Genomic DNA, 22,467 nt, shown 5'->3' with positions numbered 1-22,467 from the left:
CTCAGCTGAACATCAGCGCGGTCAGCAGGAAATCCAGTGCCAGCACGGCCAGCGAGGCAATCACCACGGTACGCGTGGTGGCGCGCGACACGCCTTCCGGCGTGGGCTTGGCCTCGTAGCCCTGGTACAACGCTATAAACGTCACCGCGATGCCAAAAATGAAGCTCTTGATCACACCATTGAGCACATCGGCACGCACATCCACGCCGCCCTGCATCTGCGACCAGAACGCGCCGGCATCCACGCCGATCATCTGCACGCCGACCACATAGCCGCCCAGGATGCCCACCGCGCTGAAAATCGCGGCCAGTACCGGCATGGCCACCACGCCGGCCCAGAAGCGCGGCGCGATGACGCGCTGGAGCGGATTCACCGCCATCATCTCCATCGCGGTGAGTTGTTCGCCGGCCTTCATCAAGCCGATTTCGGCAGTCAGCGAAGTGCCGGCGCGCCCGGCGAACAGCAACGCGGTCACCACCGGCCCCAGTTCGCGCACCAGCGACAACGCCACCAGCAGCCCGAGCGCCTGCTCGGAGCCGTAGCGGTTGAGCGTGTAGTAGCCCTGCAAACCCAGTACGAAACCGACAAACAGCCCCGATACGGCAATGATCACCAGCGACAGGTTGCCGACGAAAAAGATCTGGTCGCTCACCAGGCGAAAGCGCCGCAGCAGCGCCGGCGACATGGCCAGCACCGTGAAGAACATGCGCGTGGCGTGGCCCAGCCCGCCCACGGACTTCCGCACGGCGGCGCCGATATTCGTGAAGAATCCCATCATCGGGCGGCCCCGCTGGTGAAGTCATCGGCCAGCGAAGGCCCGGGATAGTGGAACGGCACCGGGCCGTCGGCCTCGGCATGGACGAACTGGTGCACGAAGGGATCGGTCGAGGCGCGCAGCGCGTCCGGCTCGCCTTCGGCGGCGATGCGGCCGTTGGCGATGAAATAGACGTAGTCCGCGATCTGGAAGGTCTCGTTGACGTCGTGCGAGACGATGATGCTGGTGGCGCCGAGCGCGTCGTTCAGGCTGCGGATCAGGCGTGCCGTCAGGCCCAGCGAGATCGGGTCGAGCCCGGCGAAGGGCTCGTCGTACATCAACAGGGCGGGATCGAGCGCGATCGCTCGCGCCAGCGCCACCCGGCGCGCCATGCCGCCGGAGATCTCGGAGGGCATCAGGTCGCGCGCGCCGCGCAGGCCGACCGCGTTGAGCTTCATGAGCACAAGGTCGCGGATCATCGACTCGGGCAGGTCGGTATGTTCGCGCAAAGGGAAGGCAACGTTGTCGAATACCGTCAGATCGGTGAACAACGCGCCGAACTGAAACAGCATGCCCATCTGGCGGCGCACCGCGTACAGGCCGTTGCGGTCAAGCGCGGGGATATTGGCACCGTTGAAGAGGATTTCACCCTTCTGGGGCCGCACCTGGCCGCCGATCAGGCGCATCACGGTGGTCTTGCCGCAGCCGGAGCCGCCCATCACGGCCACTACCTTGCCGCGCGGGAAGCGCATGCTGAGGCCCGACAGAATAGGCGTGCCGCCCGCCGCATAGGCGAAGTCGACAGCGTTGATCTCGACGAGGTTTGAGGCGGATTCGGTCACGTTTGCACCGTTTTGGCAGTCCGCCATTATAAGGGCTACTACCTAGCACTGCCCGGGCCGGTGTGGCGCAATCCACATCCATTGACCGCAAATAATTGTTTCATCACTTTTTGCGGTTAAAGCAATGTTCGAGACACTTTCGACGGGACGATCTAGGGCTCCGTCGGTCCGCCCGCCTGCCGCAGGATCACCTGCCACTGGATCGACTCCGAACGGATGGCGGTGGCAAACGCTTCCGGCGAATCCCGCAACGGGGTCAGCCCCGCCGCCAGCAGGCGGTCCCGGACCTCGCGCTCGGCCATCACGGCGTCCAGTTCGTCGGCGAGTCGCGCGACGATGGCGTGCGGCGTCTTGGCCGGCGCCATCACGCCGAACCAGGCCCCGGCGCCATAGCCATCGAGGCCGGACTCCTGCAACGTGGGCACGGCCGGCGCCAGTTGCGAGCGCGCCATGCCCGTCACGCCCAGCAGGCGCAGGTTGCCATTCCGGATATGGGCTTGCACGGCGGCAAAAGAGCAGAAACAGGCACTGACGCGGCCAGCCAGCATTTCCTGCACCACCGCGCCCTCCCCCTTGGCCGTCACCAGCGGCACGCCGTTCGGCACGCCGTGCACGGCGTATTCCGCGTACAGGTGGGAAGGGCTGCCGGCCTGCCCGGAGCCGTAGCTATAGGACGCGGGGCTGGCCTTGACCGCGCTCAGCCACTGCTGCGCCGTGCGCATCGGCAGGCGCGCGTCGATCACCAGGAACAACGGCATGGTGGCCACCCGCGCGACCGGGGTGAAATCGCGCACCACATCGTAGGGCACCGGCTCCAGGCCCGGCTGGATCAGCATGGTGGCCTGGTGGAACAACAATGTATGGCCATCGGAACTGGCCTTGGCGACCAGGTCGCCGGCCGTGGTGCCGCCAGCGCCGGGCCGGTTGTCGACATCGACCGGCACGCCCAGGCGCACCGACAGCCGCTCGGCCAGCATGCGCGCCACGGCGTCCGGCACGCCGCCCGCCGGGAACGGCACGACCAGGCGCACCGGGCGCACGGGAAAGGAGATCGGTCGGGTGAAGGCAGCGGGCGTGGCGGACGGCGGCGGGACTGCCGGCCGCGCCAGGCAGAGGCCGGCGGCGCCGGACAACAGCCCGCCCAGGCAAAGCGCCAGGACGCGCGCGGCGAAGCGCTGCAGGGCCGGCACGCGCCGCGCCGGCAAAGAGGGCACAGCGGCCCCGGCGCGCAAGCTGTGCCGGAGGTGCTGCAGACAGGCCGGCCATGCGGCGGGGTGAAGCAACTTCGCCTTACCTCGCCAAAGCCGCGGAAAAATGCGCACTTCGGACATCAATTCCTCCGAGCCACGGGCGTTGCCGGTGACATATGGGTCGGCTGAAAAGGGGATGAGCGAGGCAGTCTTTGTTCTAATTGTTCGGTTCATTCTACGAACAATGCCCTGGGCCGCACAGACCACGTTAACCATAGCCGGGACAACCCTGTGCGCGTCCCGCGGACCCGCGCCGTCAGCGGGAATCCGGGCAGGGACGCCGTCTATAATCGCCCGCCATGAACGAAATGATCCTGCGGCCGATGAGGGCCGCCGACCTGCCCGCGGTGCTGGAAATCCAGGCGCTGTGCTATCGCGGCGCGTTGCACGAATCCCGCGCGGCACTGGCCAGCCGGCTGGCACTGTCGCCGGCCACGTGCTGGGTGGCGGCGTCAGCGGACCGGCAGGAAGCGCCGGCCGCCTACCTGTTGACGCATGCGTGGCCGCAGGACAGCCTGCCGCCGCTGGACGGCATGCTGGCAAGGCACTGGGAAGACGGCGGACTGACCTGGTTCGTGCACGACATGGCGGTGGCGCCGGCGGGCCAGGGACACGGCCTGGCGCAGCGGCTCTACCAGGCGGCACGCGCTGCGGCGCTCGATGCCGGACTGCGCTCTTCGCGGCTGGTGGCCGTGCAATCGGCCGCTGCCTGGTGGGCGCGACTCGGCTACCGGCAACTGGCACCGGCGAGCGCCGCGCTGTCCGCCAAACTGGCCGCCTATGGCGACGACGCGGTATTGATGGGCTGCACGCTGCCGCCCCGCTGACCGCCGGGCCGGCCCAGCACATAAAAAACCCGCCCGGCTTGCGCGGGGCGGGTTGTTGCCGGCTGCCAGCCGGCGCGTCAGAGCCTTCGCGGACTCAGCGCGGCAGTTCGGAGTGTCCCATCAGGAACGCATCCACCGAGCGCGCAGCCTGGCGGCCTTCGCGGATGGCCCACACCACCAGCGACTGGCCACGGCGCACGTCGCCGGCGGCGAACACCTTCGCCACGTTGGTGTGGTAGGCGCGCTCGCCTTCGGTCGAAGCGCGGGCGTTCTTGCGTGCGTCGGTGTCCACGCCGAAGGCGGAGAGCAGCGAACCCACCGGGTTGGTGAAGCCCATCGCCAGCAGGACGAGGTCGGCCTTGAGGATGAACTCGCTGCCGGGCACTTCCTGCATCTTGCCGTCCTTCCACTCGACGCGGCAGGCCTTCAGCGCGGTGATCTTGCCATTCTCGCCGACGAATTCCTTGGTCGCCACCGACCAGTCACGCTCGCACCCTTCGTCGTGCGACGACGAGGTGCGCAGCTTGATCGGCCAGTACGGCCACACCAGCGGCTTGTTCTCTTCTTCCGGCGGCTGCGGCAGCAGCTCGAACTGGATGATCGATTCGGCGCCGTGGCGGTTCGAGGTGCCGACGCAGTCCGAACCCGTATCGCCGCCGCCGATCACGATCACGTGCTTGCCGTCGGCGCGCATCGGGTTGGGCGCGTCACCGGCGACTTCCTTGTTCTGCGGGATCAGGAATTCGAGCGCGTAGTGGATGCCGTCCAGGTCGCGGCCCGGCACCGGCAGGTCGCGCGGCACTTCCGAGCCGCCGGCCAGCACGACAGCGTCGAACTGGTCCTGCAGCGCCTGCGCCGAAATGGTTTCACGCGCGTAGTTCAGGATGCCGGCCGGCAGTTCGCCGTCGGTCACCATCACGCCGGCGCGGAAGGTCACGCCTTCGGCCTGCATCTGCTCGATGCGGCGGTCGATCAGCGTCTTCTCCATCTTGAAGTCGGGGATGCCGTAGCGCAGCAGGCCGCCGATGCGGTCGTTCTTCTCGAACACGGTCACGTCGTGGCCGGCGCGCGCCAGTTGCTGGGCGGCAGCCATGCCGGCGGGGCCGGAGCCGACCACGGCCACGGTCTTGCCGGTCTTGTGCCTGGGCGCCTGCGGCGCGACCCAGCCTTCTTCCCAGGCCTTGTCGATGATCGCGTGCTCGATCGACTTGATGCCGACCGGCAGTTCGTTGATGCCCAGCGTGCAGGCCGCTTCGCACGGTGCCGGGCAGATGCGGCCGGTGAACTCGGGGAAGTTGTTGGTCTGGTGCAGCACTTCGATCGCCGACTTCCAGTCCTGGCGGTACACCAGGTCGTTGAAGTCAGGAATGATGTTGTTGACCGGGCAGCCGTTATTGCAGAACGGGATGCCGCAGTCCATGCAGCGCGCGCCCTGGATCTTCGCTTCGCTGTCGGACAGCGCGAAGACGAATTCCTTGTAGTGCTTCACGCGCTTGGTTACGGGCTCGTAACCTTCGTTCTGGCGCGGAAATTCGAGAAAGCCAGTCGCCTTACCCATGTTGCGTCCTTGGTCTTGCTGCGCGGCACCGGCGCATGCGCCGGCCCCGCTGTGAGGTCAGTATCTTGTGAGCCGGCGGCGCAGAGAGCGCCGCCGCCCATGCTTGGTCGGGCCCGCGGGCCCCGCCTGTCTAGCTCAGGCCGCGATGGCTTCGCGGTCGCTGTCGCGGGCTTCCTGTTCCTTCGCGTACATCTCGCCCAGGGCGCGCTTGTACTCGGTCGGGAAGACCTTCACGAACTTGCGGCGCGTCGTGGTCCAGTCGGCCAGCAGTTCCTTGGCGCGTTCCGAGCCGGTGAAGCGGAAGTGCTGCTCGATCAGGCCCTTGAGGATGGCCTCGTCGAGCTGGCGCTTGCCGCCGACCTTGTGCCAGGAAGCGGGCGACTGGCCCTTCTCCTGGTCCGCGGAGGCCAGCACGGCTTCGAGCGCGACCATCGAGGTGTTGCAGCGCTTGTCGAACAGGCCGTCCTCGTCGTAGACGTAGGCCACGCCGCCCGACATGCCGGCCGCGAAGTTGCGCCCGGTGCCGCCCAGTACCACCACGGTGCCGCCGGTCATGTATTCGCAGCCATGGTCGCCGGTGCCTTCCACCACGGCGGCGGCACCCGAGTTGCGCACCGCGAAGCGCTCGCCGGCCACGCCGTTGAAGAACGCTTCGCCGGCGATGGCGCCGTACAGCACCGTATTGCCCACGATGATGTTGCGGGTGGGGTCGCCGCGGAACTCGTGCGGAGCGCGCACGATCACGCGGCCGCCCGACAGGCCCTTGCCCACGTAGTCGTTGCCGTCGCCCACCAGGTCCAGCGTCACGCCGTGCGCGAGGAAGGCGCCGAAGGACTGGCCGGCGGTGCCTTGCAGCTGGATGTGGATGGTGTCGTCGGGCAGGCCTTCATGGCCGTACTGCTTGGCCACCACGCCCGACAGCATCGCGCCGACGGTACGGTTGACGTTCTTCACCGGCTGGATGAACGACACGCGCTCACCCTTGTCGATGGCCGGGCGCGCCTTGGCGATCAGCACGTGGTCCAGCGCCTTGCCGGCCTCGAGCGACAGGCCGTGGTCCTGGCTGTCGGTGTGGAAGCGCGGCAGCTCGGCGGGGAACGGCGCCTGGTAGAACACGCGGGCGAAGTCGAGGCCGCGTGCCTTCCAGTGTTCGATGCCGGGCTTGGTGTCGAGCAGGTCGGCGCGGCCGATCAGCTCGTCGAAGGTGCGGATGCCCAGTTGCGCCATGATCTCGCGGGCTTCTTCGGCGATGAAGAAGAAGAAGTTCACCACGTGCTCGGGCTTGCCCTGGAATTTCTTGCGCAGCGCCGGATCCTGCGTGGCCACGCCCACCGGGCAGGTGTTCAGGTGGCACTTGCGCATCATGATGCAGCCTTCGGCCACCAGCGGCGCGGTGGCGAAGCCGAACTCGTCGGCGCCCAGCAGCGCGCCGATCACCACGTCGCGGCCGGTCTTCATCTGGCCGTCGGCCTGCACGCGGATGCGGTTGCGCAGGCCATTGAGCATCAGGGTCTGCTGGGTTTCGGCCAGGCCGAGTTCCCACGGCGTGCCGGCATGCTTGATCGACGACAGCGGCGAGGCGCCGGTGCCGCCGTCATGACCGGCGATCACCACGTGGTCGGCCTTGGCCTTGGCCACGCCGGCAGCGACGGTGCCCACGCCCACTTCGGACACGAGCTTGACCGAGATGTCGGACGCCGGGTTGACGTTCTTCAGGTCGTGGATCAGCTGTGCCAGATCCTCGATCGAGTAGATGTCATGGTGCGGCGGCGGCGAGATCAGGCCGACGCCCGGCACCGAGTAACGCAGCTTGCCGATGTAGTCCGAGACCTTGTGGCCAGGCAGCTGGCCGCCTTCGCCGGGCTTGGCGCCCTGCGCCATCTTGATCTGGATCTGGTCGGCCGAAGCCAGGTATTCGGCGGTCACGCCGAAACGGCCCGAGGCGACCTGCTTGATCTTCGAGCGCAGCGAATCGCCCGCCTGCAGTTCCAGGTCGCGCACCACGGCTTCCGGTCCCAGCAGCGACTGCATCGTATCGCCCTGCTTGATGGGGATGCCGCGCAGTTCGTTGCGGTAGCGCTTCTCGTCCTCGCCGCCTTCGCCGGTGTTGGACTTGCCGCCGATGCGGTTCATCGCGACGGCCAGCGTGGCGTGGGCTTCGGTGGAGATCGAGCCCAGCGACATGGCGCCGGTGGCGAAGCGCTTGACGATTTCCTTGGCGGGTTCCACTTCCTCGAGCGGAATCGCGCGGGTCGGATCGACCTTGAACTCGAACAGGCCGCGCAGCGTCATGTGGCGACGGCTCTGGTCGTTGATGATGTTGGCGTATTCCTTGTACGTCTGGTACGCGCCGCGGCCGTCGTCGGCACGCACCGCGTGCTGCAGCTTGGCCACCGAATCCGGGGTCCACATATGCTCTTCGCCGCGGATGCGGTAGGCGTACTCGCCGCCGGTCTCGAGCATGGTGTCCAGCACCGGGTTGTCGCCGAAGGCGTCCTGGTGCAGGCGCAGCGCTTCCTCGGCCACTTCGAAGATGCCGATGCCTTCGACGTTCGACGCGGTGCCGTGGAAGTACTTCTGCACGAGTTCGCGCGACAGGCCGATGGCTTCGAAGATCTGCGCGCCGGTGTACGACATGTAGGTGGAGATGCCCATCTTGGACATCACCTTCTGCAGGCCCTTGCCGATCGCCTTGACGAAGTTCTTGACCGCCTTCTCGGGCGAGAGGTCGCCGGACAGGCCTTGCGCCATGTCGGCCAGCGTCTCCATCGCCAGGTACGGGTGCACGGCTTCGGCGCCGTAGCCGGCCAGCAGGGCGAAGTGATGCACTTCGCGCGCGGTGCCGGTTTCCACCACCAGGCCGGCCGAGGTGCGCAGGCCCTTCTCCACCAGGTGGTGGTGGATGGCCGAGGTCGCCAGCAGCGCGGGGATGGCCACGTGCTCCGCATCGACGCGGCGGTCCGACACGATCAGGATGTTGTAGCCCGAACGCACGGCATCCACGGCTTCCGCGCACAGCGAGGCCAGGCGGGCTTCGATGCCTTCCTTGCCCCATGCCTGCGGATAGCAGATGTTCAGTTCATACGTACGGAACTTGCCGCCGGTGTAGTGCTCGATGTTGCGGATCTTGGCGATGTCCTTGAAGTCCAGCACGGGCTGGGACACTTCGAGGCGCATCGGCGGGTTGATGTTGTTGAGTTCGAGCAGGTTCGGCTTCGGGCCGATGAACGACACCAGCGACATCACCATGTTCTCGCGGATCGGGTCGATCGGCGGGTTGGTGACCTGGGCGAACAGCTGCTTGAAGTAGTGGTACAGCGTCTTGTTCTTGGACGAGAGCACGGCCAGCGGGCTGTCGTTGCCCATCGAGCCGGTGGCTTCCTCGCCGGACAGCGCCATCGGCGCCATCAGGAACTTGACGTCTTCCTGCGTGTAGCCGAAGGCTTGCTGGCGGTCCAGCAGGCGCGCGTCGGGCTTCTTCTCGGCGGCCACGTCCTCGGGCTTGGCGTCGAGCTCGTCGAGCTTGATGCGCACGGCGTCGATCCAGCTCTTGTAGGGCTTGGCGTTGGCCAGGTTGTCCTTGAGCTCCTTGTCGTCGATGATGCGGCCCTGCTCCATGTCGATCAGGAACATCTTGCCCGGCTGCAGGCGCCATTTCTGCACGATGCGCGACTCGGGGAACGGCAGCACGCCGGCTTCCGAAGCCAGCACCACGACGTCGTCCTCGGTCACGTAGAAACGTGCCGGGCGCAGGCCGTTGCGGTCCAGCGTGGCGCCGATCTGGCGGCCGTCGGTGAAGCAGATCGCGGCGGGGCCGTCCCACGGCTCCATCATGGCGGCGTGGTATTCGTAGAACGCGCGGCGGTTGTCGTCCATCAGCGTGTGCTGTTCCCAGGCTTCCGGGATCATCATCATCATCGCGTGGACGAGCGGGTAGCCCGCCATCGTCAGCAGTTCGAGGCAGTTGTCGAACGAAGCGGTGTCCGACTGGCCGGGATAGATCAGCGGCCACAGCTTGGGCAGGTCGTCGCCCAGCACCGGCGACGAGATCGCGCCGGTTCGCGCGTTGACCCAGTTGACGTTGCCCTTGACCGTGTTGATTTCGCCGTTGTGGGCGACCATGCGGTAGGGGTGGGCCAGTTCCCAGGCCGGGAAGGTGTTGGTGGAGAAGCGCTGGTGCACCAGGGCCAGGGCCGAGACGGCGCGCGGGTCCTGCAGGTCGAGGTAGTACTCGCCGACCTGGTTGGCCAGCAGCAGGCCCTTGTACACCACCGTGCGCGCCGACATCGACGGCACGAAGTATTCCTTGCCGTGCTTGAGCTTGAGCGCCTGGATGGCGTGGCTGGCGGTCTTGCGGATCACGTAGAGCTTACGTTCCAGCGCGTCCGTGGTCATGATGTCGCGGCCGCGCCCGATGAAGATCTGGCGGATCACCGGTTCCGTGGTGCGCACGGTCGGCGACATCGGCATATTGCAATCCACCGGCACATCGCGCCAGCCGAGCACGACCTGGCCTTCCAGGCGCACGGTGCGCTCGAGCTCCTGCTCGCAGGCCAGGCGCGAAGCGTGTTCCTTCGGCAGGAAGATCATGCCCACGCCGTACTCGCCCGACGGCGGCAGGGTCACGCCCTGCTTGGCCATCTCTTCGCGGTAGAACTGGTCGGGGACCTGGATCAGGATGCCGGCACCGTCGCCCATCAGCGCATCGGCGCCGACCGCGCCGCGGTGGTCCAGGTTTTCCAGGATCTTCAGGCCTTGCTGGACAATCTCGTGGCTCTTCTTGCCCTTGATATGGGCGACCATGCCGACGCCGCATGCGTCTTTTTCATTGGCGGGGTCGTACATGCCCTGGGCTTGCGGAAGCGAGGTGGGCGCGTGCGCGGCGACGGCAGACTCTGCGGCCTGCGCCATCGTTTGCTTCGGTTGGGATTGCGATTGGTCCACTGGCTTGATTCCGGTGAGGGCTGCGCAGCCAGCAAGGCAGGCCGGAACGGGGACCGCACTCTGCCACCTGGGCCGGCCGGAACCGGGAGCGGGATGACGAGAGGACAAGCGGGGCCGCAGCGGCGTACGCAAGCGTGACGCGCCGCACAATGAATGTGGGTGGAGCAACTATAAAAGAATCGTCCCAGTCCCGCAAAAAAAATAAACGGGGTCAGATCATAATTAATCCCGCACCACAACGGGGATGGTGATTATTTGGGGACAGGTTATTTTTTGGTGCACCGCAAGGCGTTTTGTGAGGCGATCGCCCCTTGCCCTGCGCAGCGGGTGTCCGCGCTTACGCAGACCCGGGTTCGGCCTCCCCACCCCCGGCGCCACGACCGGCGGGCCGGCCCTTCGGCAGCGGTTGCACGCGCCGGCTGCCCTGGCGCTCCAGTTGTGCCAGGAAAGCCGCGTCACCAAGCGGCCAGCCGCTGTGGGCGTGGCTGCGCAGCGTCGCCAGCGTCATCGAAGACAAGCCCTCGGCTGCCACCGTGCGATAGTTCGACTGGCGCTCGAACGGTGTATTGCCGAGAGCCCAGTATGCGGAGTGATCGCTTACCAAAGGACTGGCCTCGATGCCGGCGTGATGGCGGTAGCTGCTCCAGCGATCGCCATCCGGCGCGACCACGTCGCCCGCGCGTACCGCATTGCCTTCCACGTACAGCATCGCCTGCAGCATCCAGGCGGCGGGATCGAACACCGCCGAGCGGAAGCGGCCATCCCAGAGGGTGCCGGTGCGGCCGGCGGCGCGGTTGAAATAGCGGGCATAGCGGCGCCCGACCGCCTGCATGGTCAGGCTCAGCGAGTCGGCATGACGCGGGGTGGCCACCAGGTGCACGTGGTTGGGCCGCAGGGCATAGGCATGGATGGCGAGATCGTGTTCGCGCGCCGCCATGCGCAGGCAATCCAGGTAGTGCAGGTAATCGTCGGGACAGAGAAAAACCGGCTGGCGGTTGTTGCCGCGTTGCAACACGAGGGCCGGCAGGCCTGCGGGCGAAAAACGAGGGAGTCGGGCCATGATCGGGGGCGGGATTCGAAGCGGACGCCCTGCCGGACCAGTCGCCGGGGGGGGCGCAAAAACCCGATGATAGCCCAGACGCAGCTTGATCCGTCCCCATTTCATTGGTGGGGCTGCCGCCCCGACGGCGCGCCCTGGCCAGGCTGGCTCAGCCGGCGCCCTCGTGGACCGCGAAGATGCGGCGATGCTCGCGGATCGCGTAGCGGTCGGTCATGCCGGCGATGTAATGCGATATCAGGCGAGACTGGTCGCGGCCTTGCCCGGCCTGGTATTGCGGCGGCAGCAGGCGCGCATCCGCCATGAACACGTCGAACAGGTCGGTGATGATGCGCTGCGCCTTGGCCGACATGCGCATCACCAGGTAGTGCCGGTACAGATGGCGGAACAGGAAACGCTTGAGTGTCGCGGCCTCCTCGCGTACCGCGGCGCTGAAGGCGACCAGCGGGCCGGCAGCGCGCACCGCGTCGATATTGCGCGGGTTGGCCGCGGCGATATTGTGGCTGGTGGTCTCGATCAGGTCGACGATCAGGGTATTGATCATGCGCCGGACGGTCTCGTTGATGGCGCGCCGGCCATTGATGCCGGGGAACGCGGCCATCGCCTCGGCGCGGTGGCGGGCCCACATCGGCACCTCGTCCATCTGTTCGAGCGTGAGCAGGCCGGAGCGCAGGCCGTCGTCGATATCGTGGTTGTTGTAGGCGATCTCGTCGGCCAGGTTGGCCAGCTGGGCTTCCAGCGACGGCTGCGTGCCCTCCATGAAGCGCCGGCCCAGCTCGCCCAGCGCCGACGCATTGACGCGCGAGCAATGCTTGAGCACACCTTCGCGCGTCTCGAAGGTCAGGTTGAGACCGTCGAAGCCGCCATAGCGCTCTTCCAGCTCGTCCACCACCAGCAGGCTCTGCAGGTTGTGCTCGAAGCCGCCGTGATTCTTCATGCAAGTGTTCAGCGCATCCTGCCCGGCGTGGCCGAAGGGCGTGTGGCCGAGGTCGTGGGCCAGCGAAATGGCCTCGACCAGATCCTCGTTGAGCCGCAGGTTGCGGGCGATCGAGCGGGCAATCTGCGCCACTTCGAGGCTATGCGTGAGCCGGGTGCGGAACAGATCACCCTCGTGATTGACGAATACCTGGGTCTTGTACTCCAGCCGGCGAAAGGCCGTGCTGTGAATGACCCGGTCGCGGTCGCGCTGGAATTCGCTGCGCGAGGACGACGGCGGTTCGGCGTGCACGCGTCCGCGCGACTGGGCGGAGCGGGCAGCGTAAGGGGCGAGATGGCTTTCGAGGTCGGTCATGCGGCATCCGGTCGGCATCCGGCCAGAGCGTGCGCGCCGGCCGGGGTTGCGAGGCACAACCGATCGCGTCAGGCGACCGGCGCCTCGGTAGGAGGCCTGAGCACCGCGTGCTGCAGCGTGGCGCGCAGGTCGGAATCCGGAACGGTGGTGATGAAGGCTTCGCCCAGCTTCCTGAGCAGGATGAACTTGACGCTGCCGGCTTCCGCCTTCTTGTCCACTTTCATCAGTTCGATGTAGCGGTCCGTGCCGAGCTCCGGGGCCACCACCGGCAGCATGGCCGCACGCGTGAGCTGCACCAGGCGCGCACGCGTCTCGATATCGATGAAGCCGAGCCGGTGCGACAGGTCTGCCGCCATCACCATGCCGCAGCCCACGGCTTCGCCGTGCAGCCACTCGCCGTAGCCCATGCCCGCCTCGATGGCATGGCCGAAGGTGTGGCCGAAATTGAGGATGGCGCGCAGGCCGCCCTCGCGCTCGTCCTGGGCCACCACGGCGGCCTTGATCTCGCACGAGCGCTGCACGGCCAATGCCATCGTGTCCGGGTCGCAGGCATTGAGCGCGCGGATATTGCGCTCGATCCAGCCGAAATACTCCGCATCCGCGATGGCGCCGTGCTTGATCACCTCGGCCAGGCCGGCGGCCAGTTCGCGCTCCGGCAGCGTGCGCAAGGTGTCGATATCGGCAATCACCGCGTTGGGCTGGTGAAAGGCGCCGATCATGTTCTTGCCCAGCGGGTGGTTGATGCCGGTCTTGCCGCCCACGGAGGAATCCACCTGCGCCAGCAAGGTGGTCGGCATCTGCACGAAGGGCACGCCGCGCATATAACAGGCAGCGGCAAACCCGGTCATGTCGCCCACCACCCCGCCGCCGAGGGCGACCAGCGTGGTCTTGCGGTCGGCGCCCGCGGTCAGCAGCGCGTCGAAGATCAGGTTGAGCGTTTCCCAGTGCTTGAAGGCCTCGCCGTCAGGCAGGGTCACCGTGCGCACGGTCTTGCCGAGCGCGGCCAGCGTGGCCTCGACCCGCGCCGCGTAGAGCGGACCGACGGTCTCGTTGGTGACGATGACGGCATGCTGCCCACGCACGTGGGGACGCAGCAACTCGGCCTGGTCGAGCAGGCCGGTACCGATATGGATGGGGTAGCTGCGCTCCCCCAGGTCGACTTCAAGGGTGATCATCGTGATCCTGGTCCTGCACCGGTAGTGTGTCGGCGTCCGTGCCGTCGTCCCGTCCGGGTTCGCCGGGTTCGCCCGGCTCCCCGGGCTCCTCGGGCTCTTCCGCGGACACGCTGAAACCGGCCATTTCAAGTTGCATCAACACCATATTAGCAAGCTGGGCCACCGAGGGCTTGCCGGTTTCGATGATGAAATCCGCCACCTCGCGGTAAAGCGGGTCGCGCTCCCCATAGAGCGCTTCGAGCCTGCCCTTGGGGTCCGCGGTCTGCAGCAGCGGGCGGTTGCGGTCGTGGCGCGTGCGCAGCCACAGGTCGTGCGGACTGGCGCGCAGGTAGACCACGGTGCCGCGCGCCTTCAGGTGGGCGCGGTTCTCCGGGCGCAGCACCGCGCCGCCGCCGGTGGCCAGCACGATGCCGCTGCGCTGGCTCAGCTCGTCGATCATGTGTGCCTCGCGGTCGCGGAAGCCGGCTTCGCCCTCATGCTCGAAGATGATCGGAATCCGCACGCCGCAACGCGCCTCGAGTTCGTGGTCCGAATCGAAGAAGGGATAGTTCAGGCGCCGGGCCACGGTTCGGCCGACGGTGGTCTTGCCGGCACCCATCAGGCCAACAAAGAAAAGGTTCGGGCGGGTGACTGTCACTGGCGTATCGGGCGGAAGCCGGGTCTCTGGCCGGCCACCGCAGTGGAAAACAGCGTCATCTTCTTATGTCGGAGCATTCCGGGCAAGTGGCAGGAAACGCGCTTGCGGCGGCCCACCCCTCGACCTGCCCCGCTCCCGCGCCCGCCAGCCCGGGCAATAAAAAGGCCGCATCGCGAGCGATGCGGCCTGCCAGTCTACTGCATCCGGCGTATCCGGCGTAGTTCGGGCCTATTTCAGCGAGACGCTCTCGTTGAGCACGCGCGGCGTCAGGAACACCAGCAGCTCGGTGCGGTTGTTGACCTTGGCGCTGTCCTTGAACAGATTGCCCAGGATCGGGATGTCGCCCAGGAAGGGCACCTTGTTGACGTTGGTGGTCTCGGTCTGGCTGTAGATGCCGCCGATCACCACCGTGCCGCCGTTCTCCACCAGCACCTGCGTCTGCACGTGCTTGGTGTCGATGGCGAAGCCCGCAGTGGTCTGGATGCCCACGCTGTCCTTGTTGACGTCCACGTCCAGCAGCACATTGCCTTCGGGCGTGATCTGCGGCGTCACTTCCAGCTTCAGGTTGGCCTTGCGGAACTGCACGGAGGTGGCGCCGCTGGAGGTGGCCGCCTGGTAGGGCAGCTCGGTGCCCTGCTCGATCAGCGCCTTGATATTGTTGGCGGTGACCACGCGCGGGCTGGAGATGATCTTGCCCCGTCCGTCCGCCTCCAGCGCCGAGAGCTCGAGCGCAAGGAAGCGGCCGGCGGTGTTGCTGAACAGGCTCACCGCCACCGAGCTGGGATTCACGCCATTGATCGCCGCCGCCGGCAGGCTCAGCGCCGGGGAGTTGTCCCAGGTGCCGGCCTGCGAGATCGGGTTCGTGACGGGGCTCAGCACGTTGGTAATCGAGTTACCCACGGCCGAACCACTCGTCTTGGACGCAAATCCGAGACGGACCCCCAGGTTGCGGCTGAAGGTGTCGTTGGCCTCGACGATGCGCGCCTCGATGATGACCTGGCGCACCGGGATGTCGATCTTGCCAAGGAAGTTCTGCACTTCTTCGAGCTTGATGGCGATATCCGACACGAACAGCTGGTTGGTGCGGGGATCGGCCGTCAGCGAACCGCGCTTGGACAGCATGCGCGTCGTGCCGGTCGTCAAGCCACCCACGCCACCAAGCGGGGTAATGCTGGACATGGCTCCGGCACCTGCACCGGCACCCACACCGCCAGCAGCGGCCAGTCCGAGCAGCATGCGGCGCACATCCTCCGCGCGCTGGTAGTTGAGCTGGAACACCTGGCTGCGAATCGGTTCGAGATCATTGATCTGCTGCTGCGACTCGAGCTCGAGCTTTTCCTTGGTGGCCAGCTCGGCCTTGGGTGCCACCCACAGCACATTGCCGTTGCGGCGCGAGGCCAGGCCCTTGGCGTCCAGCACGATCTGCAGCGCCTGGTCCCAGGGCACATCCTTCAGGCGCAGCGTCAGGTTGCCCTGCACGCTTTCGCTGGTGATGATGTTGAGGTTGGTGAAGTCGGCGAACACCTGCAGCAGCGAGCGGATATCGATGTTCTGGAAGTTCAGCGAGAGCCGTTCGCCGCGGAAGCCCGCGCCGCTGATCAGCTTGGCCGGATCCTCCTTGACCGGGCGTACCTCGACCACGAACTGCGTATCGGTCTGGTAGGAGCTGTATTCCCAGTTGCCGCGCGGCTCGATCGTCAGGCGCGTGTTGCCGCTGTTGTCGCCGGCGCGCATGCCCTGCACCGGCGTGCCGAAATCGCTGACATCGTAGCGCCGGCGCAGGCCGTCGGGCATGCCGGTGTTGAGGAAGTCGACCACCACGTTCTGGCCCTGCTGCGCGATATTGATGCCGGAATCGCGCGAGGACAGGTCCACCACGATGCGGCCCGCGCCGTCCGGGCCACGGCGGAAATCGATATTGCGCACGGTGGGCCGGTTGGCGGCCATCTGCGACGCCTGCGCCGAGCTCGGCGCGAAGGTCGGCGCCGCCGGGCGCGAGCTCTGCGCCACGTTGTCGAGCAGCACCACGAACTGGTTGCCGCGGACTTCGGTGCGGTAGCTGGCCACGCGCGCGAGATCGAGGACCACGCGCGTGCGGTCGCCGATCTGCACCACGTTGGCGCTCTTGAGCAGCTTGCCGCCGAAGTCGTACTGCGCGCGGCCCGGCGCAAAGCCGGTATCGAGGAAGTCGATGGCAAGCTTGGGCGGGTTCTGCGTGGTGAAATCCGCCGGCTTCTGCGCGAGCGGCCCCGCCATCTCGACCGTGAAGACGGTCTGCTCGCCCAACGCGGTGGCGTCCACGCGCTTGACCGCGTTGCCTGTCGTCGATTGCGCCATCGCTGCCGGCGCGGCCAAGGCAAGCATCATCACCGCGGCGCCCGCAAGCGCCCGGTACCAGCGACCCATGATCATGCCGACCCCTCCAGCTTCAGGCTGGTGATTTTCTCTTTCCACTCGGCTACCCCTTCCCGGACCAATTCGCGCAACACGATCTCCTGATCGTTGATGCGGACCACCCGGCCGTAGTTCTGGCCGAGATACTGCCCCACCTTGACGTGGTGGATCTTGTTGTCTACCTGCACGACGCCATATGTGTCGCCACTCTTCTTCATGGCGCCCAGCATCTTGAAGTTTTCCAGCGGGTAGTCCTCCAGCGGCTCTCGCCGCCGGCCGGACTCCGGCGATTCGGACAAGACCCGGTTGAGGTCGCCGATCTTGTTCTGGGCAAACGGCTCGGGCGCGCTGCGGCCGGCGTAATCGCGCGGCACATAGGGCTTGGGCTCGGGCAGCGGCGCGGGCGGCGGCGCCTTGGCGGCGCGCGCCTGTGCCATCCACTGGCGCAGGCCGTCCTCGTCGCTGGCCCCGCACGCCGCCAGCAGCGCGGCACCCAGCAGCGCACAGGCGCAGGCGCGCACGCATGAAGCCTGGATCGCTGGCATCATTTCTTGGCTCCCGCGGCATTCTTGGCCGCTGCCGCGGTCGCTTCCGCCTTGCGCTGCGCCGCCTGTTCGTCGGCATCGAGCGCGCGGTAGGCCATGGCAACGGCCTCCATCGCCAGCCCGCCGTCCTTGCCCGTGGTGAACTGCAGCCCCTGCATCGACACGATGCGAGACAGCGCGGCCACGTCGGCGTTGAACTGCGCCACGTCGTGATAGCGGCCGGTGACCTTCAGGTTGACCGGGATCTCGGCGAAATAGGGCTTCATCACGGCAGCCTGCGGCTTGAACAGCTCGAACTGCAGGCCGCGCGCCACGCCGGCATGGTTGACGTCCGCCAGCAGCGCGTCCATCTCGGTCTTGTTCGGCAGCTGGCGCTCGACCAGCGCTACGCGCTGCTCCACTTCCGCCTTCTGCTTGCGCAGCGCATCCAGGTTGGCGACCTGCCCCACCTTGCTCTGGTAGGACGCTTTCAGGCTTTCCTGCTCGGCGTGCTTGCGATCGAGCTCGTCGAGCTTGCCGCTCAGGTAGAACTGCCAGCCCAGCACCAGCACCAGCACCGCCGCCAGGACCGCGAACAGCACACGCGGCGCGGCCGGCCAGGTTTCGGGCTCGTTGAGATTGAGGCCGCGGAACTGCGCGGTGAGGTCGTTCAGCGTGGCCAGCGAGATTTCGGAATTGAGTGCCATGGTCAGCCCTTCCCGCCCTGGGCGCCTTGCGCCGCAACACCGCTGGCGGCGCCGGCCTTGCCGTTCTTGCCGCCCTTCGCGTCATCCGGCGTCTCTGGCGCGCGGTAGGCAAAGCGCATGGAGAAGTCGAACAGGCGCCGTTGCTCGCGCAGGTTGTTGGTCATCATCACGGCCTTGGATTCGACCAGCTCGGCCTTGTCCAGCCAGTCCACCAGGCTGAAGTTGCGCAACAGCTCCGACACGCGCTCGTTGGACTGGGCGATGCCGGTCACGGTAAAGGCATCGCCGGTCTGCTTGAGGGTGGTCAGGTAGACGCCCTCGGGCACCTGGCGCACCAGTTCCTCGAGCAGCTGCACGGGCCGGTTGCGTTCGTTCTGCAGGCCTTCGATGGCCTTCTGGCGCTGCAGCAGTCCTTCGATGTCCTTGCGCAGCGAATTGACTTCGCGGATCTGCAGGTCCAGGCGGCTGTTCTCGACGGTGAGCACCTGGTTCAGCCCGGCCACCGCTTCGACGCGGCTGTCGATGTACAGGCCGCCAAGCAGCACCACCAGCGCGCCGGCCCCGGCCGCGCAGCCGAGCAGCGTGTAGACCTTCTTGCGGCGCGAGGCCTTGCGGGCCTCGTGGTACGGCAGCAGGTTGACTGTCGGGATCGTGTTGGTAGGCATGCGGCTTTCCTCGCTGGCTTACTGCAGGCCGCGCAGCGCAAGCCCGGCGCTCACGATGTAGGCCGGCAGGTCGCGCTGGAGATAGCGCTCGTTGACCTTGCCGGCAGTCATCATGTTGGCGAACGGGTTGGCCAGCGTGGTGGTGATCTCGGTCTGCTGCTCGATCGCGGCCTGCACGCCGACCAGCGAGGCATGCCCGCCGGAGAGCAGGATCTCGTCGACCCGGCCGATGCTCGACGCAGACAGGAAGTTGCGCACGGCGCCCTGCACCTCGACCGCCAGCGCTTCCAGCGAAGGCCTGAGCAACTGGGTGCGCCACGATTCGGGCAGCGTGTTCTTGCGCTTCTTGATCTCGGCCTTGAGCGCGTCCAGCGTGAACATGCGCGCCGCGCTCTGGGTGAGCTGGTCGCCGTAGCTGTTGAGCGGCTGCTCGTAGAGCTCTTTCCAGCCCTGGTAGAAAATGGCCTTGGAACGGCTGCCGCCGAGGTGGATGACGGCCACCACGGGCAGTTCCTTGGCATCGGTCTCGCTGAGGTCGGGCTTCACGCCCAGCATCTGCACCACCGAGCGCTGCACGGCGTATTCCTCGACGTCCATCACGTGCGGCTTGAGCCCCGCCATCTCGGCGGCGGTCACGCGTTCCTGCACGCGGTCGCTGTTGGCAGCGGTCACGCGCACGCCGATGCCGCCCTCGGTCTCGCTGGGACCGATCACGGCGAAGTCGAAATTGACGGCCTGGGAGGGGGGATAGAGACGGTGCGCCTCCGATTCCACCTGTACGTAGAGTTCATCCTCGGACAGGTTGTCCGGGAGGCTGACGGTTTGCGATTCCGTCAGCATCGAAGGCACGCCGAGCACAACCTCCTTGCCGCGAATCCCGGCCTTGCCGAGCGCTCGCTTCAGGGCGATGCCCACCGCTTCGATATTGACCACGTTGCCATCGGCAACGGCATTGCGATCCAGCAACTCGCTGGCGCATTTTTCCAGCCGATAGTCGGTCTTGCCACTGCCCACGGACAGCTCGACTACCTTCACGCTGGACGACCCGATGTCCACGCCGACCGTCGTACGGCGCAACAACCCCGACAAGATACCTCGCCGCAAGGTGACCCCCTGACCGTTGAACTCGCCTTGGCTTGCTAGCTCTAATTTGGCGAGTCTGTTTTGTTTCTTGGATGAAACGTTTTGCTCTTTTAGTTGATGGATTCTCACAAAAACGTGGGGCGCTTGCAATGTGCCGGTTTGACCACGATTGCTTTTCGTGAGCACCCCACATAAAGCGTTGTCAAAATCCCACGGAACCCCGCCGCCCCTGCGCTCCGCCCCTCGCCGCGTTTCATGCAGATCTAAATCGCATTACATCTTGTAACAGCCCGATAGCGACGCTCGCGCCACAGCACGTCCGGAGCACCCAATCCCCGGAGATATAATCCCCGGCACCTCTAACTAGGTATTTCCCTTATGGCCACAGCACAACAGAAGCCGTCCCTGCCCGCCCGCCGTCCGATCTGGATGCGGGCAACCTTTTGGGTACTGGGCCTGCTGGTGGCCGGCATCGTGGCGGTGGCGCTGCTGCTCGGATACGCATTGCTGGTGGCGGCACCGAACCTGCCCTCGCTCGACACCATCACGGATTACCGCCCCAAGATCCCGCTGCGCATCTACACGGCCGACAACGTGCTGATCGGCGAGTTCGGCGAGGAACGCCGCAATTTCGTGCCGATCGCCGAGATCCCGGACGTCATGAAGAAAGCGGTGCTGGCCATCGAGGACGACCGCTTCTACGAACACGGCGGCGTGGACTTCGTCGGCGTGCTGCGCGCCGGCCTGGCCAACCTGCGCGGCGGGCTGTCGCAAGGTGCGTCCACCATCACCATGCAGGTGGCGCGCAACTTCTTCCTCTCCAGCGAGAAGACCTATACCCGCAAGCTGTATGAAATGCTGCTGGCCTACAAGATCGAGGCCAACCTGTCGAAGGACCAGATCCTCGAGCTGTACATGAACCAGATCTACCTCGGGCAACGCGCCTATGGCTTCGCCAGCGCGGCCCGGGTGTACTTCGGCAAGTCGATCAAGGACGTGACGCCGGCCGAGGCCGCCATGCTGGCGGGCCTGCCCAAGGCGCCCTCGGCCTACAACCCTGTGGTCAATCCCAAGCGCGCCAAGGTGCGCCAGGAATACATCCTGCAGCGCATGCGCGACCTGCGCTACATCACGCCCGAGCAATATGACAAGGCCATCCACGAAGAGCTGAAAGTGCGCGGCGAGGGCAACGAATTCTCCACCCACGCCGAATACGTGGCCGAGATCGTGCGCCAGCTGATGTACGCGCAATACCGCGAGGAAACCTACACGCGCGGCCTGACGGTCTACACCACGCTCAACAAGCAGGACCAGGACGCAGCCTACGAGGCGGTGCGCTCCGGCATCATGAACTACGAGCGCCGCCACGGCTACCGCGGCCCCGAGGCCTTCATCGACCTGCCCTCCGGCGCCGACGAGCGCGAGCAGGCCATCGACGACGCGCTGCTGGAACACCCGGGCAGCGACGACCTGCGCTCCGCCGTGGTCACCAGCGTGTCCGCCAGGCAGGTCACCGCCACGCTGCTGTCGGGCGAAGTCGCCACCATCGAAGGCCAGGCGCTGCGCTTCATCGCGCCGTCTCTGGCGGCCAACGCGCAGCCCAAGGCCAAGATCCGGCCCGGCGCCATCATCCGCGTGACGCAGGACGAAAAGGGCGCGTGGTCGGTGACGCAGCTGCCCGAGGTCTCGGCGGCCTTTATCTCGCTCAACCCGGAAGACGGCGAGATCCGCTCGATGGTGGGCGGCTTCGACTTCAACCGCAACAAGTTCAACCACGTGACGCAGGCCTGGCGCCAGCCCGGTTCGAGCTTCAAGCCGTTCATCTACTCGGCCGCGCTGGAGAAGGGATTCTCGCCCGCCACCGTGATCAACGACGCCCCGATCTCGATCGCCGACAACGGCGGCCAGGTGTGGGAGCCGAAGAACTACGACGGCAAGTTCGAGGGCCCGATGACCATGCGCCGCGCGCTGGCCAAGTCCAAGAACCTGGTGTCGGTGCGGATCCTGCGCGCCATCGGCACCCAGTACGCCCAGGACTACATCACGCGCTTCGGCTTCGACGCCGACAAGCACCCGGCCTACCTGCCGATGGCGCTGGGCGCGGGCAGCGTCACCCCGCTGCAGATGGCGGGCGCCTACTCGGTGTTCGCCAACGGCGGCTACCGCGTCAATCCCTATCTGATCCACAAGGTGGTCGACGCGCGCGGCAACGTGATCTCCGAGACCAAGCCGCAGCGCGCCGGCGCGGACGCGGTTCGCGTGCTCGATGCACGCACGGCGTTTATCGCCGATTCGATGCTGCGCGAAGTGGTGCGCTCCGGTACGGCCAACAGTGCCAAGCAACGCCTGGGCCGCAACGACCTGGCCGGCAAGACCGGCACCACCAACGACGCCGTTGACGCCTGGTTCGCCGGCTACACGCCCAAGCTGGTGGCGATCGCATGGATGGGCTACGACCAGCCCAAGAGCCTGGGCGTGCGCGAAACCGGCGGCGGCCTCGCGCTGCCGATCTGGGTGGGCTATATGGGCAAGATGCTCAAGGGCGTGCCCGAGATCCCCGAGCGGCAGGCGCCCGAGGGCGTGGTCATGGTGGCCGGCGACTGGACCTTCGAAGAAAATGCCGGCGGCGCCGGCGTGGCTTCGGTGGGGCTGGGCGATCCGTGGCCCGGCAAGCCGGACGAGAGCTCGCAGTCCCCGGCTGACGTGGAAGGCGAGAAGAAACGGATCCTGGAGATGTTCGGCGGCGGCGGCTGAGCCGC

16 protein-coding genes are annotated in these 22,467 nt (G+C 66.6%); 2 read left to right on the top strand and 14 right to left on the bottom strand.

Annotation, left to right across the window (positions count from 1 at the left end; genetic code table 11):
- Window position 1 precedes the first annotated feature (1 nt).
- The 3 genes from mlaE to AB4Z48_RS22535 all read right to left on the bottom strand — a co-directional run bounded on the left by mlaE (window position 2) and on the right by AB4Z48_RS22535 (window position 2,786).
- Window positions 2-778, bottom strand: a complete 777-nt coding sequence (gene mlaE / locus AB4Z48_RS22545) for a lipid asymmetry maintenance ABC transporter permease subunit MlaE (protein ID WP_441618019.1) — start codon at window positions 776-778, stop codon at window positions 2-4.
- Window positions 775-1,596 (bottom strand): ABC transporter ATP-binding protein, encoded by an 822-nt coding sequence (locus AB4Z48_RS22540; protein WP_441618017.1) that lies wholly within the window; start codon window positions 1,594-1,596, stop codon window positions 775-777. Before AB4Z48_RS22540 ends, mlaE begins: the two co-directional genes overlap by 4 nt.
- A gap of 152 nt (window positions 1,597-1,748) precedes the next feature.
- Window positions 1,749-2,786, bottom strand: coding sequence for a Bug family tripartite tricarboxylate transporter substrate binding protein (locus tag AB4Z48_RS22535; protein WP_441618015.1), 1,038 nt, complete (start codon window positions 2,784-2,786; stop codon window positions 1,749-1,751).
- A gap of 359 nt (window positions 2,787-3,145) precedes the next feature.
- Between AB4Z48_RS22535 and AB4Z48_RS22530 the strand changes: the two genes are divergently transcribed.
- Window positions 3,146-3,673 (top strand): GNAT family N-acetyltransferase, encoded by a 528-nt coding sequence (locus AB4Z48_RS22530; protein ID WP_441618013.1) that lies wholly within the window; start codon window positions 3,146-3,148, stop codon window positions 3,671-3,673.
- A 94-nt stretch (window positions 3,674-3,767) separates the two neighbouring features.
- Here the strand turns inward: AB4Z48_RS22530 and AB4Z48_RS22525 are convergent, their stop codons facing one another.
- The 11 genes from AB4Z48_RS22525 to pilM form a co-directional block, all read right to left on the bottom strand.
- Window positions 3,768-5,231, bottom strand: a complete 1,464-nt coding sequence (locus AB4Z48_RS22525) for a glutamate synthase subunit beta (RefSeq protein WP_441618011.1) — start codon at window positions 5,229-5,231, stop codon at window positions 3,768-3,770.
- 135 nt (window positions 5,232-5,366) lie between these two features.
- Window positions 5,367-10,142, bottom strand: a complete 4,776-nt coding sequence (locus AB4Z48_RS22520) for a glutamate synthase-related protein (RefSeq protein WP_441618009.1) — start codon at window positions 10,140-10,142, stop codon at window positions 5,367-5,369.
- Between the two features lie 370 nt (window positions 10,143-10,512).
- On the bottom strand, window positions 10,513-11,235 hold the full coding sequence (locus AB4Z48_RS22515) for a transposase (RefSeq protein WP_441618007.1): 723 nt from the start codon (window positions 11,233-11,235) through the stop codon (window positions 10,513-10,515).
- A gap of 148 nt (window positions 11,236-11,383) precedes the next feature.
- Window positions 11,384-12,541: a deoxyguanosinetriphosphate triphosphohydrolase gene (locus tag AB4Z48_RS22510; protein WP_441618005.1), complete on the bottom strand. Its 1,158-nt coding sequence runs from the start codon at window positions 12,539-12,541 to the stop codon at window positions 11,384-11,386.
- 50 nt (window positions 12,542-12,591) lie between these two features.
- Window positions 12,592-13,698, bottom strand: a complete 1,107-nt coding sequence (gene aroB, locus AB4Z48_RS22505; RefSeq protein ID WP_441618003.1) for a 3-dehydroquinate synthase — start codon at window positions 13,696-13,698, stop codon at window positions 12,592-12,594.
- Window positions 13,685-14,296, bottom strand: coding sequence for a shikimate kinase (locus AB4Z48_RS22500; protein WP_441618170.1), 612 nt, complete (start codon window positions 14,294-14,296; stop codon window positions 13,685-13,687). The genes aroB and AB4Z48_RS22500 overlap by 14 nt, the downstream gene beginning before the upstream one ends.
- A gap of 267 nt (window positions 14,297-14,563) precedes the next feature.
- Window positions 14,564-16,747: a type IV pilus secretin PilQ gene (gene pilQ / locus AB4Z48_RS22495; protein WP_441618002.1), complete on the bottom strand. Its 2,184-nt coding sequence runs from the start codon at window positions 16,745-16,747 to the stop codon at window positions 14,564-14,566.
- Window positions 16,744-17,274, bottom strand: a complete 531-nt coding sequence (locus AB4Z48_RS22490) for a pilus assembly protein PilP (protein WP_441618168.1) — start codon at window positions 17,272-17,274, stop codon at window positions 16,744-16,746. Before AB4Z48_RS22490 ends, pilQ begins: the two co-directional genes overlap by 4 nt.
- Window positions 17,274-17,960 (bottom strand): type 4a pilus biogenesis protein PilO, encoded by a 687-nt coding sequence (locus tag AB4Z48_RS22485; RefSeq protein WP_441618001.1) that lies wholly within the window; start codon window positions 17,958-17,960, stop codon window positions 17,274-17,276. The genes AB4Z48_RS22490 and AB4Z48_RS22485 overlap by 1 nt, the downstream gene beginning before the upstream one ends.
- Window positions 17,961-17,962: 2 nt before the next feature.
- The gene (locus tag AB4Z48_RS22480; RefSeq protein ID WP_441617999.1) at window positions 17,963-18,625 is read right to left on the bottom strand and encodes a PilN domain-containing protein; all 663 of its coding nucleotides are present in this window, start codon (window positions 18,623-18,625) and stop codon (window positions 17,963-17,965) included.
- An 18-nt stretch (window positions 18,626-18,643) separates the two neighbouring features.
- On the bottom strand, window positions 18,644-19,714 hold the full coding sequence (gene pilM, locus AB4Z48_RS22475) for a type IV pilus assembly protein PilM (RefSeq protein WP_441617997.1): 1,071 nt from the start codon (window positions 19,712-19,714) through the stop codon (window positions 18,644-18,646).
- Between the two features lie 372 nt (window positions 19,715-20,086).
- Between pilM and AB4Z48_RS22470 the strand changes: the two genes are divergently transcribed.
- Window positions 20,087-22,462: a penicillin-binding protein 1A gene (locus AB4Z48_RS22470; protein ID WP_441617994.1), complete on the top strand. Its 2,376-nt coding sequence runs from the start codon at window positions 20,087-20,089 to the stop codon at window positions 22,460-22,462.
- Window positions 22,463-22,467: the final 5 nt, after the last annotated feature.

The organism is Cupriavidus sp. 2TAF22, from assembly GCF_052115045.1.
Taxonomy (GTDB): Bacteria; Pseudomonadota; Gammaproteobacteria; order Burkholderiales; family Burkholderiaceae; genus Cupriavidus.
The sequence above is the reverse complement of the archived record's forward strand: the minus strand, read 5'-3'. Positions and strand labels throughout refer to the sequence as shown.